This is a genomic window from Spirillospora sp. NPDC047418, assembly GCF_040643275.1.
Taxonomy (GTDB): domain Bacteria; phylum Actinomycetota; class Actinomycetes; order Streptosporangiales; family Streptosporangiaceae; genus Spirillospora.
This window is the reverse complement of the sequence record NZ_JBEYTW010000006.1, coordinates 120,634-133,370: the sequence shown is the minus strand read 5'-3', so window position 1 is coordinate 133,370 and position 12,737 is coordinate 120,634. Positions and strand designations below refer to the sequence as shown.

At 73.2% G+C, this 12,737-nt stretch carries 14 protein-coding genes; 8 read left to right on the top strand and 6 right to left on the bottom strand.

Annotation, left to right across the window (positions count from 1 at the left end):
- Positions 1-520: 520 nt before the first annotated feature.
- The gene (locus tag ABZ806_RS05835; RefSeq protein WP_500215685.1) at positions 521-724 is read right to left on the bottom strand and encodes a hypothetical protein; all 204 of its coding nucleotides are present in this window, start codon (positions 722-724) and stop codon (positions 521-523) included.
- Positions 725-866: 142 nt separating this feature from the next.
- Here ABZ806_RS05835 and ABZ806_RS05830 point away from each other — a divergent pair, with 142 nt between their 5' ends.
- A complete protein-coding gene (locus ABZ806_RS05830) occupies positions 867-2,279 on the top strand; it encodes an MFS transporter (protein ID WP_500215684.1) in 1,413 nt (470 codons plus the stop codon).
- A 22-nt stretch (positions 2,280-2,301) separates the two neighbouring features.
- On the opposite strand, the gene ABZ806_RS05825 is transcribed toward ABZ806_RS05830, so the two are convergent.
- Entirely contained in the window at positions 2,302-2,553 is a 252-nt protein-coding gene (locus ABZ806_RS05825) for a DUF397 domain-containing protein (RefSeq protein ID WP_500215683.1), read from the bottom strand.
- Positions 2,550-3,407: a helix-turn-helix domain-containing protein gene (locus ABZ806_RS05820; protein WP_500215682.1), complete on the bottom strand. Its 858-nt coding sequence runs from the start codon at positions 3,405-3,407 to the stop codon at positions 2,550-2,552. Before ABZ806_RS05820 ends, ABZ806_RS05825 begins: the two co-directional genes overlap by 4 nt.
- Positions 3,408-3,614: 207 nt before the next feature.
- Between ABZ806_RS05820 and ABZ806_RS05815 the strand changes: the two genes are divergently transcribed.
- Positions 3,615-3,902, top strand: coding sequence for a hypothetical protein (locus tag ABZ806_RS05815; protein WP_500215681.1), 288 nt, complete (start codon positions 3,615-3,617; stop codon positions 3,900-3,902).
- Positions 3,903-3,954: 52 nt separating this feature from the next.
- Here the strand turns inward: ABZ806_RS05815 and moeZ are convergent, their stop codons facing one another.
- Entirely contained in the window at positions 3,955-5,136 is a 1,182-nt protein-coding gene (gene moeZ, locus ABZ806_RS05810; RefSeq protein ID WP_500215680.1) for an adenylyltransferase/sulfurtransferase MoeZ, read from the bottom strand.
- A 210-nt stretch (positions 5,137-5,346) separates the two neighbouring features.
- Between moeZ and ABZ806_RS05805 the strand changes: the two genes are divergently transcribed.
- The 6 genes from ABZ806_RS05805 to ABZ806_RS05780 all read left to right on the top strand — a co-directional run bounded on the left by ABZ806_RS05805 (position 5,347) and on the right by ABZ806_RS05780 (position 10,177).
- Positions 5,347-5,547: a CsbD family protein gene (locus ABZ806_RS05805; RefSeq protein WP_500215679.1), complete on the top strand. Its 201-nt coding sequence runs from the start codon at positions 5,347-5,349 to the stop codon at positions 5,545-5,547.
- Positions 5,548-5,752: 205 nt separating this feature from the next.
- Entirely contained in the window at positions 5,753-6,532 is a 780-nt protein-coding gene (locus tag ABZ806_RS05800; protein WP_500215678.1) for a hypothetical protein, read from the top strand.
- On the top strand, positions 6,520-7,890 hold the full coding sequence (locus ABZ806_RS05795) for a S8 family peptidase (RefSeq protein ID WP_500215677.1): 1,371 nt from the start codon (positions 6,520-6,522) through the stop codon (positions 7,888-7,890). Before ABZ806_RS05800 ends, ABZ806_RS05795 begins: the two co-directional genes overlap by 13 nt.
- A 25-nt stretch (positions 7,891-7,915) precedes the next feature.
- A complete protein-coding gene (locus tag ABZ806_RS05790; RefSeq protein ID WP_500215676.1) occupies positions 7,916-8,683 on the top strand; it encodes a hypothetical protein in 768 nt (255 codons plus the stop codon).
- A complete protein-coding gene (locus tag ABZ806_RS05785) occupies positions 8,677-9,885 on the top strand; it encodes a S8 family serine peptidase (protein ID WP_500215675.1) in 1,209 nt (402 codons plus the stop codon). The genes ABZ806_RS05790 and ABZ806_RS05785 overlap by 7 nt, the downstream gene beginning before the upstream one ends.
- Positions 9,869-10,177 carry an MGMT family protein gene (locus tag ABZ806_RS05780; RefSeq protein WP_500215674.1) on the top strand — a complete coding sequence of 103 codons (309 nt, stop codon included), beginning with the start codon at positions 9,869-9,871 and terminating at the stop codon, positions 10,175-10,177. Before ABZ806_RS05785 ends, ABZ806_RS05780 begins: the two co-directional genes overlap by 17 nt.
- Positions 10,178-10,338: 161 nt before the next feature.
- Here ABZ806_RS05780 and ABZ806_RS05775 read toward each other — a convergent pair whose 3' ends face one another.
- The gene (locus ABZ806_RS05775) at positions 10,339-11,070 is read right to left on the bottom strand and encodes a YoaK family protein (RefSeq protein WP_500215673.1); all 732 of its coding nucleotides are present in this window, start codon (positions 11,068-11,070) and stop codon (positions 10,339-10,341) included.
- 8 nt (positions 11,071-11,078) lie between these two features.
- A complete protein-coding gene (locus ABZ806_RS05770) occupies positions 11,079-12,650 on the bottom strand; it encodes a hypothetical protein (RefSeq protein ID WP_500215672.1) in 1,572 nt (523 codons plus the stop codon).
- Positions 12,651-12,737 lie beyond the last annotated feature (87 nt).

Genomic DNA, 12,737 nt, shown 5'->3' with positions numbered 1-12,737 from the left:
GCCCGAGCCCGGTCGCCCGGATTTCTCCGCCTTGGCCGCAGGCCCACAGTGTCGCGCGAGTGACCCACTTCCCTGGCCACCTGCGCGTTCGGCCGGATGTGCCGGCACCATCGCGTCGGCCCGGAGATCCGCTGGGGGACCTGTAGGTCTCTAACCAGGACCGCGCTCGCTGACCCGCCGTGATCGGGGGAGCGGCGCCGAACGTCATCGCTGAGGATCTGGCCCATGACCTCGACTGGTAGGGGCGGATTGGTCGCGGCGGCCTCGGCGGTCTCATCGCCGGCCAGCAGCGCGAGGAGGCGCGGAGTGGGGAGCCGGGCGTCGGCCGCGGCCGTACCCCGGCACGCCCGGATCGGGGTCGTGGCTGATTTTCTCGACCATCTCGGCCGTGGTGCCGTGGTGCCGTGGTGCCGTGGTGCTGGGGTCCATGGTCACCAATGCGCGCTCGCGTGCGACGGACGAGTCGGCGAAGCGGCGCAGACCCTCGCGCGGGAAGTTCGGGTGCCTCAGCATCTTGGCCTCACCCCTCGAACTCCAGGACCGTCCGGAGCAGCAGTTCGCCAGGCCGATCCGGATGATTCTCGGTCAGGAACAGCCGCACCAGGAAGTCGTCGACCGGTGCGGGAACTCGCACCAGGTCGGCCGGTAGATGCGGACAGTGCGCCGCGCCGCGCCGCAGCGCGAGATGCGCCAATGTCGCGCACCGCGTCCCGTTCGACGTCACCGTGCTCGTCCATCTGGGCCGGTATGCCCATTGCCACCATGCCCGTGGACGTGCTTAATTAGGGATCCGCTCTGGAAACACTGTTTCTCTCAGAGAAACGGCAGGCCTGTGTCCGCGCTGCGGCACGAGAGAACGGACCACGATGAGCGCAGCTCCACCGACCCCGTCCACCCGGATCGTCGCGTTCCCCGGGCGTCCGCCGGTTCCCTTCGACCCCGCGCGCGCCGCCCCGTTCGGCTGGTGGCCCGCGATCTGCATCGCCCTGGTGGCGCTGATCGACCGGGTCGAGGCCAACCTGATGGCCGGGGCGCTGCCCCGGATCCAGGAGGAGTTCGGCTTCTCCGACACCGCCGGCGGCGCCATCGCCACCGCCGCGGCCCTGGCCGGGGTGGTGCTGCTGATCCCGGCCGGACGGCTCGCCGACCGCACCCGGCGGACCTGGACGATCGCCGCCGTGGTCGCGGTCTGGTCCGTGCTGACGGTCGGCAGCGGCCTGGCGCAGTCGTACGCGACACTGCTCGCCGTCCGCGTCTTCCTCGGCGGCGCGGGGCTGCTCTACAACCCGTCCGGCTCCAGCCTGATCGCCGACTACTACCCCGGCTCCGGACGCGCCTGCGCGTTCGGGCTGGAGCGCTTCGCCTACTACTCCGGGCTCCCGCTGGGGATCATGGCGGGCGGCGCGCTGGCCCAGGCGTTCGGCTGGCGGACGATGTTCTTCCTGGTCGCCGTCCCGGGCGTGGTCATCGCGCTGCTCTGCCTCACCGTCCGCGAGCCCGTACGGGGCCTGGGCGACCGCATCGAGGCCATGCGCTCCGGCGGGCCCGGCGCCGACGCGGCGAGCGACGCCCCCGCGGCCGCGGCACCCCGGGAGCCCCTGGCCGTCCAGTTGCGCTCCCTGCTGGCGATCCGGACGCTGCGCTCGGTGGTCCTGGGGCTGACGATCCTCTTCTTCGGCCTCGGCGGCCTCTTCTTCTGGATGCCCAGCTACTACCAGCGCACCTACGACCTCGCCGAAGGCCCGGCGGCGGCCATCGCCGGGGGCGTGGGGCTGGCCGGGATGGTCATCGGCACCCTCATCGGAAGCCGGTACGGGGACCGGCGGCACGGACGCTCTCCCGGCTGGCGCGTCCACTTCGGCGCGATCGGCCTAGCGGTCGGGACGACGGGGCTGGCGGGCGCGGTCCTGATCCCGGCGCTGCCCGCGCAGATCGCGTTCTACTGCCTCGCCAACATCGGGTTCTCGATCGCCATCCCCACCCTCACGGCGGCCAACGCGGACATCGTCAGCGCGGACCGCCGCGGGCTGGGATTCGCGGTGCTGCAATTCCTGATCACGCTCGGCGGGGCGGCCGGGCCGCTGCTGGTGGGCGCGGCGTCCGACCTGACCGGGTCACTGCGCGGCGCCTTCACGGTGCTGCTGCTCCCGCTGCTGGCCGGAACCCTGGTCACCTTCGGCGGCCGGCGCCACTACGACGCCGACGCCGCCCGCGCCCTCACCGCCCGCGCCCCCACCGGCGGCGCAGAAGGTCCGGACCCGCACGACCCGGCGAAATGAAACCCGGCAGAGGGGATCCGTCCTACTCGGCGAAGAAGTCGAATTCGTTGTTGCGGACGCCGGCGAGGAAGGCCTCCCATTCGGCGCGGGTGTAGATGATGGCTTCGGCGTCGGGACGGCGGCTGTGGCGGACGGCCACCCGGTCCGTCCCGTCCGCGAGAGGGCCCGCCTCCACGCAGTTGCCGCCGCCGTTTGGGCTGAAGCTGCTGATGTGCCAGGTGATGCGGGACCGCTCTTCGTGTCCGAGGGTGCTGGGGGGTTCGGGCGTGTTCAAGACTCGTCCTCCGCGATCGCCGAGATCATCTCGATGGATTCGGCCGGCCCGAGAGCCAGTGCTTGGTGGCCATTGTAAGCGTGGATGAATTGGCTTATGTCGGGCGCCTCGGTGTAGATGGCGCCTGCCAGCGTCTCGGTGTACGCCACCTCGGGAAAGGGGTCTGGCATGCGGAAGATCTCGAAGGCTCCGAAGACGCTTGCCAGCGCCCCGGCCTTCAGCGGAAGTACTCGGATGTCCACGGTGGGCAAGGCGGCCAAGTCTGCGAGGTGACGGAGTTGCTCCTGCATGACGGTTCGTGCTCCGATTCTGCGGCGCAGCACCGATTCGTCGAGGATGGCGGATAGGCAGGGCGGTTCGTCCTTGTTGAGAATTTCCTGACGGATCATTCGAACCTCGTGCCAGCGCTCAACCTGTTCGAGAGTGGCGTTGGGCTCGTCCAAGCGGATCGCTCGCTCGGCATACTCGGGAGTCTGCAACAGGCCCGGTATGACCACCGATGCGTAGGACCGGATGTGGACCGCACGCGACTCCAGCCATATGTAGTCGATCAGAGATCCGACCACGTCACCCGCGTAGCCGTCCCACCAACCCTTCTGCCATACGTCCTTGCTGAGGTTGAGTAGTTGCTCACGAAGTGCGGGGTCGGAGACACCGTAGAGGTCGAGCAGTGCGAGGAGGTCGGGACGGCGGATGGGATAGAACCCCGTCTCGTACCGGCTGACGGTCCCGGTGTCGCGCTGGAGATATTCGGCGGCGTCCTTGAGCAGGACCCCCTTGGCGTCGCGCAACTCCCGAAGTTGTTGCCCCAACCATTGGGATCGCAGGGTCCCCGCTCGTGGTGCAGCCGCCATCTCGCGTGTCCTCTCCCTTTCGCTCAAAAGATCATGAGCAAAATGCTTTAGGCAACTTGCCTGGCCCCGGACGTGATGTCAGTATACGCAGAGTGCAAGGTCTGGTGCGGAGAGTCGCAAAGATCTCTTGAAGCCGACGGGCCGGGACGGAGCGATGCTTGGCGGCTGCGTCTGTCCCGGCCCGGGTGCTCGGAAGGGAGTATCCGGATGGATGACGTCCACGAGTCCGAACAGCTGCCTGTCTACCACGCCGACGTGGCGGAGTGGGCGGTTCAGCTGGGCGGGGGTGTGGCGCCCAGGCTGTTCGTGCTCGTCCGGGAGGACCCCGGCGAGGGTGACGCGGTGGTGGACGAGATCGTCGCGTACGGGATCGTCATGCCGGACGGGTCCGCTGCGACTGTTCCGATCAGCGGGCGTGGGCTCGGGCGGTGGCTCACGGCGGAGAGCGCGTCGCGGCGGACGCGGTCGGAGCTGGTCTGGCTGTCGCCCGCGTAGCGCAATGGCAGAAGGCCCCCGGATGGTCTCCGGGGGCCTTCCGATGTGAGCGTCAGTAGCTGGGCTGGCTGGGGTCGATCTGGTTGACCCAGGCCAGGACGCCGCCGCCGACGTGGACGGCGTCGCCGAAGCCGGCGTTCTTGACGACGGCCAGGGCCTCGGCGGAGCGGACGCCCGACTTGCAGTGCAGGACGATCTTCTTGTCCTGCGGCAGCCGCTCGAGGGCGGAGCCGTTCAGGAACTCGCCCTTCGGGATCAGCGTCGCGCCCGGGATCGAGACGATCTCGTACTCGTTGGGCTCGCGGACGTCCACGAGGAAGATGTCGTCCCCGTTGTCCTGCATGGCCTTGAGGTCGCGGACGCTGATCGTGGAGTCCTTGGCGGCCTCGGTGGCCTCCTCGGAGACCGCGCCGCAGAACGCCTCGTAGTCCTCCAGGAGCTCGGTCTGCGTCGGGTTCTTGCCGCAGAGCGGGCACTCCGGGTCCTTGCGGACCTTGACCGAGCGGTAGGTCATCTCCAGGGCGTCGTAGATCATCAGCCGGCCGACGAGGGGCTCGCCGATGCCGGTGAGGAGCTTGATCCCCTCGTTCACCTGGATGGACCCGATGGAGGAGCACAGCACGCCGAGGACGCCGCCCTCGGCGCAGGACGGGACCATGCCGGGTGGCGGCGGCTCGGGGTAGAGGCAGCGGTAGCACGGGCCGTACTCGGCCCAGAAGACCGACGCCTGCCCGTCGAAGCGGTAGATCGAGCCCCACACGTACGGCTTGCCGAGCAGGACGGCCGCGTCGTTCACCATGTAGCGGGTGGCGAAGTTGTCGGTGCCGTCCAGGATGAGGTCGTACTGGGAGAAGATGTCCATGATGTTGTCGCGGTCGAGCGCCATGTTGTGCACGACGACGTCGATCAGCGGGTTGATCTCACGGACCGTCTCGGCCGCCGACTCGACCTTCGGCTTGCCGAGGGACGACTGGCGGTGGATGACCTGCCGCTGCAGGTTGGACTCGTCCACGACGTCGAAGTCCACGACGCCGAGGGTGCCCACGCCGGCGGCGGCGAGGTAGAGGAGGGCGGGGGAGCCGAGCCCGCCGGCGCCCACGATCAGAACCTTGGAGTTCTTGAGGCGCTTCTGCCCGGACATGCCCACGTCGGGGATGATCAGGTGCCGCGAGTAGCGGTTGACCTCGTCGCGGGTGAGCTCCGCTGCTGGCTCGACCAGAGGTGGCAACGACACGGTGGGTGCTCCTGTGCTGACGCTCGGCTGTGAGTGAGGGCGGACGTCACTGTCCTCTTCCCGCACAACCTTGCCACGTGCCGCGGCATTCCCCGTAGCCGGGCGTGCCCGCCGTGCGGTGCCGAGGGTGCGGGACGGGGCGCTGCATAGGCCGGAACTCAGCGGGCACGGGTGGAGGGCGTACGACTTTCCGTACCCGAAGGAGGAGCAGTGAGCATCCTCGACAAGCTGAAGAACAAGGCGCAGCAGGCCATGGGCCAGGGCAAGGAGGAGGCCGGGCGGCGGTCCGGCGACTCCTCCCTGGAGGCCGAGGGCCGCAAGGACCAGGCGTCCGGCGGCGCCAAGCAGGTCGGCGAGAAGGCCAAGGACGCCGCGCAGGAGGCGCGCAGGACCTTCGGCACCGGGTCCTAGCCCCCACCGCCGGGAAGCCCCTCCGCGGAGGGGCTTCCCGCTGTTCCGGGCCGGGGGACGGCGCCCTCCCCGCAAGGGCAGGGCGGAATGTCGCGAAGCACAGTTAATCTTGGCTGTTGTGGCATTCCCGCCCCCGTCTCAGCAACCGCCCCGGCCGCGGCCTCCGTCGCCGCCGGGGCCTCCGTACGCGGGTCCGCCGCGGCCGATGGGCCCGCCGCCCGAGGTGCGCGACCCGCTGACCGTGCTGGGGCTGACCGGACGGCAGTGGATGGTCGTGGCCCTCGCCGTCGGCTGCTGCTACCTGCTCACCACCGCCGTCGCGATGACCGGCGCGTGGACGACCTTCCACCGCGAGCCGACCAGCGCCGAGCTGCAGGTGGCGGCGAACAAGGAGGTCGCGCGGCGCTGGCAGGCGTGGCCCGCGACCCGCATCTTCCCGCGGCGGATCCCGTACCGTCCGGTCGGCGACCACACCGAGTACGCGACCCGGACGGGCATCGTCGCCGCGACCGGCTGCGCCCAGGCCGTCAACGAGGAGATCGCACCCACGCTCGCCAAGCACGGCTGCCTCGCCGTGCTGCGCGCCACGTACGCCGACCAGCTGCAGGGCATCGTCGTCACCGTCGGCGTCGTCGTGTTCGCCGACCCGTGGAAGGCCGACCGCGCGTTCAGGGAGCTGCCCCGTTCGCAGGGCCCGGACGCCGGGAAGGGGTCGGCCGCGCCCGCGCTGCACGCCGCCGCGTTCCCGGGCACCGCGTCCGCGAAGTTCACCGACGAGGCACGGCAGGACCGGACGAGCGACCGCGGCGGCCCGTACGTGGTGCTGACGACGTCGGGGCAGGCGGACGGCCGTCCCGCGTCCGAGATCAGGAAGGCGCGGCCGGGCGAGCCGTTCGCGGTGGCGCCGCAGCTCGGCCACGCGGTCGCGCGGTCGCTCGCCGCCAAGGCGCTGCCCGACTGCGACGACCCGGAGTGGCAGTGCTGACCCGGCGGGGGCGGGCCGCCGCCGGGCTGCTGGCGGGGGCGCTGGCCGGGAGCTGGCTGGCGCCCGTCCCCGCGCACGCGGACGAGATCCGCGACCGGCAGGCGCCCGTCCTGCGGACCCTCGGCATGGACGCCGCCTGGAAGATCACCAAGGGGCAGGGGGTGACGGTCGGGGTCGTCGACTCCGGCGTCGACCCGAACCAGGCGGACCTGCGCGGCAAGGTCACCACCGGGCCCAACATGATCGCCGAGGTCGACCGCGGCACCACGCCCAAGCGGCTGCACGGCACGGCGATGGCGTCGCTGATCGCCGGGCACGGCCACGGACCGGGCGGCCGCTCCGGGATCATCGGGGTGGCCCCGCGGGCGAGCATCCTCGCCGTCCGGGCCATCAGCGAGGAGGAGGACGAGAGCTACCGCCGCTACCGCGGGTCGCGGGAGGCCAAGAGCTCGGTCGCGCGCGGCATCCGCTACGCCGCCGACCACGGCGCCGACGTCATCAACCTCTCGCTCGGCAATGAAGGGGAGTCGCTGGACGAGCGGGAGTCCGTGGCCTACGCCATCGGCAAGGGCATCGTGGTGGTCGCGGCGGCCGGCAACAACGGCGACAAGAAGCGCCTGCTGGACGAGGACGGCTTCGCCCCCTACTCCTACCCGGCGTCCTTCCCCGGCGTCATCGCGGTCGCGGCCGCCGAACCCGACCACGACCGCGCGCCGTTCTCCAACCGCAACTACTCGGTGCTCGTGTCCGCGCCGGGCGACGCCGTGGTCTCGGCGGGTCCCGGCACCGACTACCTCATCGGCGGCGGGACGAGCCAGGCCAGCGCGTTCGTCTCCGGGATCGCCGCGCTGATCCGCGCGAAGTATCCGAAGATGGCGCCGGCGCTGGTGTCGCAGGCGCTGGTGCAGAGCACCCGGCACCGGCCGAAGGACGGCTACGACCCGGAGGTCGGGTTCGGCGAGGTGCACGCGGCCCGCGCGCTGGCGGCGGCGGCGACCATCGCGTCGACGCCCTCGGGCGGGGACGGGAGCAAGCCCGCCCGGGAGCGGTTCGGCGCGGCCGAGCCGGGACCGGTGCAGGTCATCGACCATCCCGCCTGGGTGACGTGGATGATCATCGCGGTCCTGGTGCTCGGCGTCGGCGGGGCGGCCGGGGGCGGCGCGATCGGGCTCGCGTTCTGGCGCCGCCACCCGAGGTCCGCGGACGGGCCGGCCGGCGGCCCGCCGCCCGGCCGGCCGCAGGGCCGCGGCCCGTACGGCCCGCCGCCGCCGCGCCCGCCCTACATCGCGCCGCGCCACCCGGCGCCGCCCCCGCCGCGCAGCGCGCCCGGCGGGCCCACGATGGTGCCCCCGTCCTGACCCCGCTTCGGCTACGCTCCGCTGCGTGGCGCGCGCCGAGATCACCGCCCCGGGCACCGAGCCGGAACCGCGATCGGGCGGGCCGTACGGCGGTCGGCGGGTGTCGCGCCGGACGGCCGCGCTGGTGGCCGCGTCCGCGTGCGCGACGGTGCTCGTCGTCGCCGGGGTCCGGCTGTCGGCGGAGCTGACCCGCGGCCCGACGGCCGGCGAGCGCGCCGCGGCGACCGCGGCGGAACTGGCCGGCCGCTACCGCAGCTGGCCGGCCGGGCGGATCTTCCCCGCCGAGATCCCGTACACGCTCGGCCAGGCGGCCCCGGAGAAGGCCCGCCGGGTCGGCATCGGCACCGACACCCGCTGCGAGACCGCCGCCGATGACGCGCTCGTCCGGTCCCTGACGTCCCGGGGGTGCCGCGCCGTGCTCCGCGCCACCTACCTCGACCAGGCGCAGGGCGTCGCGGTGACGGTCGGCGTGGTGGTGTTCCCGGATGAGCGGTCCGCGCGCGAGGCGGTCGCCTGGTTCCCCGACGACGGGCCCGCCCCCGGGCTGCGGGCGCTGCCGTTCCCCGGCTCGGTCGCCGCGCGGTTCGGCGACGCGGCCCGGCAGACGTCCGCCGCCGCGCAGCGCGGGCCCTACGTGGTCGCGGCGACCGCCGGGTACGCCGACGGGCGCCCCACGCTGCGCGGGACGCTCGCCGACCTGGCCGAACTCGTGCCGCAGCTGGTGCGGGGCGTGCTCCGGCCGCTGGCGGCGCCGGCGAAGGTCCGCTGCGGCGACCGGGAGTGGCGGTGCTGAGACGCCTCGCCGCCGCGCTGGCCGCCGTGGCGCTCGTCGCGATGCCCGCCGCCCCGGCCCGCGCGGACCAGGTGCGGGACGCCGCGATGCCCGTCCTCGAATCGTTGAGCGTGCCCCGCGCGTGGACGATGGCGAAGGGCGCCGGCGTGACCGTCGCCGTCCTCGACTCGGGCGTGGACCCCGATCAGGCCGACCTGGCGGGGTCGGTCACCGTGGGCCCCGACCTCACGCGCGGCGCAGGGCCTGCGGGCGTCCGGCCGAAACGGCTGCACGGCACCAACATGGCGTCCATCATCGCCGGGCACGGGCACGGCCCCGGCGGCGCGCTGGGGATGATCGGCGTCGCGCCCGAGGCGCGGCTGCTGTCGCTGCGGGTCATCCTGGAACGGGACGAACCGGGCTTCGCGGCGTTCACCGGCGCGGAGCGCTTCGCCGGGACGATCGCGGAGGGCATCCGCTACGCGGTCGACCACGGCGCCGACGTGATCAACCTGTCGCTCGGCCGCTCGTACCCGACGCCGCGCGAACGCGAGGCCGTCGCCTACGCGATCCGCCGCAACGTGGTCGTGGTGGCGGCCGCCGGCAACGGCGGCGCCGACCGGACGGCGAAGCGCGGCGGGCACACCAAGTACTCCTACCCGGCGTCGTTCCCCGGCGTCATCTCCGTCGCCGCCGTGGACGCCGCCGGCCGGCACGCCGGGTTCTCCAACCGCAACTCGGGCGTCGTCGTGTCCGCGCCCGGCGTGCAGATCATCGGCGCCGGGCCGGACGGCGGCTACTGGATCGGGGACGGCACGAGCCCCGCGACCGCGTTCGTCTCCGGCATCGCCGCGCTCATCAGGTCGCGGCACCCGGGCCTCGCGCCCGCGCTGGTCACGCAGGCGATCGTGGCGGGCACCCGGAACCGCCCGGACCGCGGCTACGACCGCGCGGTCGGGTTCGGGCGGGTCGACGCCGCCGCCGCGCTGATCGCGTCCGACGCCCTGGCGGGCGCCCGCATGAGCGGCGCCGGCCTCTCCGCGGACCGCCGGTTCGCGGACGGCCCCGCCCGGCCCGCGCAGGTCGTGCACCGCTCGGGCGGGCTGGTCGTCACCTACCTGCTGGTGTGCGCGCTGGCACTGTTCGGCCTGGCGGGCGCTGCCGTGGCCGTGCGCGGCGCCCCGCGCGATCCGGGAGAATCGACGGATGTGGTCCGAACCTGACGAGTACGCCGAGTCGGTGCTGGACGCGGTGGAGCGCATCCCGCCGGGCCGGGTCCTGTCCTACGGCGACGTCGCCGAACTGGTCGGACGCGGCGGCCCGCGGCAGGTCGGCCGGGTCATGTCGCTGTACGGCGGCGCCGTCCCGTGGTGGCGGGTGATCCGCGCCGACGGGAGCCCGCCGCAGTGCCACGAGGGCCGCGCCCACGAGCACTACCGCGCCGAGGGCACCCCCCTACGCCCCGACGGCCGCCGCGTCGACATGCCCCGCGCCCGCTGGTCAGGCCCCACCTGAGGCGTACAGCGACACGGCCGCCGCGTCGGCATGACGCGTGCGCGCTGGTCGAGCCCATCTTGAGGCGTCCAGGGCACCGCCGCCGCGTCGGCATGACGCGTGTGCGGTGGTCAGGGCCTCCTGAAGGGTCTGGGGGCGCCGCCGCCGGGTGGTGCCGGCGGTCAGGGGGTTGTTGCGGGGTGGAGGCGGAAGGCGCCGGCGATCACGGTGGCCAGGACCAGGGGGCTGAGTGCGGCGGCGAGGACGGGGGCGCTCGTCATCAGCGCGCCGGCGACGGCGGCGCCCGCGGCGAGGCTGAGGATCACGGCGGTGCGCAGGCCGGCGGCGCCGCCCTGACCGACCGCCAGGCCGCCCATCATGGACGTGAGCGTCCCGGTGACGAACGTGGTGGTGATGCCGTCGGCGGCCAGGCTGCGGGCCGCCGCCGTCTGCGCGCCCATCGCGGTGGACGACAGCGCGATGAGGACGAGCAGTTCGCCGCCGCGCGGTTCGGCGTCCGTGAGCGTCCAGCCCGCGAGGAAGGCGGTCTGCAGCGCGAGGACGGCGGCGAGGACGGCGGTGATGCGCGGCGGCCAGACGCGGCCGGGGTCGTGGCGCCCGGCGATGCGGAAACCGGCGAGCAGGCCGACCGCGAACGCGAGCGTCGCGGCGCCGCAGCGGGCCAGGTCGGCGCCGTTCGCCTCCCCGGCGGCGAGGCCGAACAGCACGATGTTGCCGGTCATGTTGGCCGTGAAGACCTTCTCCATGCCGAGGAACCCGACGATGTCGGTCGTCCCGGACCCGAAGGTGAGCAGCACCAGCAGCGCGGCGCGCAGCCGGAGCGGGCCGCCGGGACGGGCCCCCGCCGCCGCGGTGGCCGCGGCGGCGGGGGACAGGTCGGACGAGGCGGTCACAACGCTCCCTAGTAGATGATCAGCCCGACGACGGTGGCCACGACCAGGCCGGCGACGACGGGCAGGAACGCGCGGCGCACGAGGTCGAGGACGGGCACCCGCGCGAACCCCGCCACGGCGATCAGCGAGGACCAGGCGACCAGCACGCCGCCGCCGGCCCAGATGCAGCCCATCTGCCCGATCGCGGCGAGCAGCGCCGGGTCGACGCCGGACGCGGGGCCGAGCGACCCGGCCAGCGACCCGGTGAGCGGCAGCCCGGAGAAGCCGGAGCCGTCCAGCCCGGTGAGCATGCCGATGATCAGGACGCCGAAGCCGACGACGTACTGGCTGTCGGGGATGGCGTCCTGGATCCGGACGACGATGTCGAACAGGAACGCCGGCGCCTTCGCCCCCTCGCCCAGGCCCATGATCTTCCCGGCGAAGTCGGCGTTGCCGATGAAGAAGAACCCGGCGATGGGGATGACGATGCCCATCGCCTTCATCGCGAAGACGAGGCCGTCCACGATGTGGTCGGCGCACCGCTCCAGGCTGCCGCGGCCGTCCTTGGAGATCGTGGCGGACAGCAGCAGCGCGGTGGCGACGCCGCCGACGAGCGCGGCCGCGTCCCCGCCGACGACCTCGGGGACGAGGCCGGTGAACTTGCCCAGCATCATGTAGCAGACGAGCCCGATGAGGGCCAGCGGGACGATCGTGGCGAACGCCTTGGACCGGCGCGGGCAGTCGGCGCCCGGTACGTCGCCGCCGTTCAGGGACGACAGCGCCTCGCGGGCCATGACGTCGCCGGCGTCCGCCCCGCCGCCGGACGCACCCGCCCCGCCGGACGCACCGGACCCGCCGCCCGATCCGGGCCCCGAGTCGAGTACGGCCACGGAGCCCGCACCGGCGGCGGCCCCGGTCCGCACGGCGCGGCGCCGCGGCAGCACCCGGATGAGCGACCGCCGCGGCGCCGCCGCGTCGGCCTCCGACTCGCCGGCCTCCCAGCGCTCCAGCAGCGCGGCGTCCGGCTTGCGGAACTCCGCGCGGGTCATCAGGTAGCCGAGGGCGAGCGCGACCCCGCCGGTGATCAGCGACAGCACCATGGCGCGGTCGGCGACCGCGCCGGTGTCCACCCCCGCCGCCTTCGCCGACAGGCCGGGCGCGACCTGGATGACGTAGTCGCTGGACAGCGCCATGCCCTGCCCGGCGATGGCGATCGCGATGCCCGCGCTGATCGGCGGCAGCCCGGCGGCGATCGCGGCGGGCAGCAGGATCGCGCCCATCAGCGGCACCGCCGGCGTCGGCCAGAAGAACAGGCTGATCACGTAGGTGACGAGCGCGAGCACCCAGAAGGCGGAGTGGCCGGACCGCATGACGACGCGGAACGGCTCCACCATGCGGCGGTCGGCGCCGAGCGCGCGCAGCGACCCGAGCAGCGCGGTCACCAGCGCGATGATCAGGAAGATGCTGAACAGCTCGGTCGCCGCGGTCAGGCTGGCGTTGAAGATCGACTCCAGCCCGGTGACGAAGTTCCCGGTGAAGACCCAGGCGGTGAGGAACGTCGCCGCGACCGCGGGGATGACGACGTTCTTGCGAGCGATCATGACGGCGATGATGAGGACGATTCCGGACAGATAGATCCAGTGAGCGGCTCCCAAAGGAACCCCCCTCCCTGTACGCGCCTCTGGCTG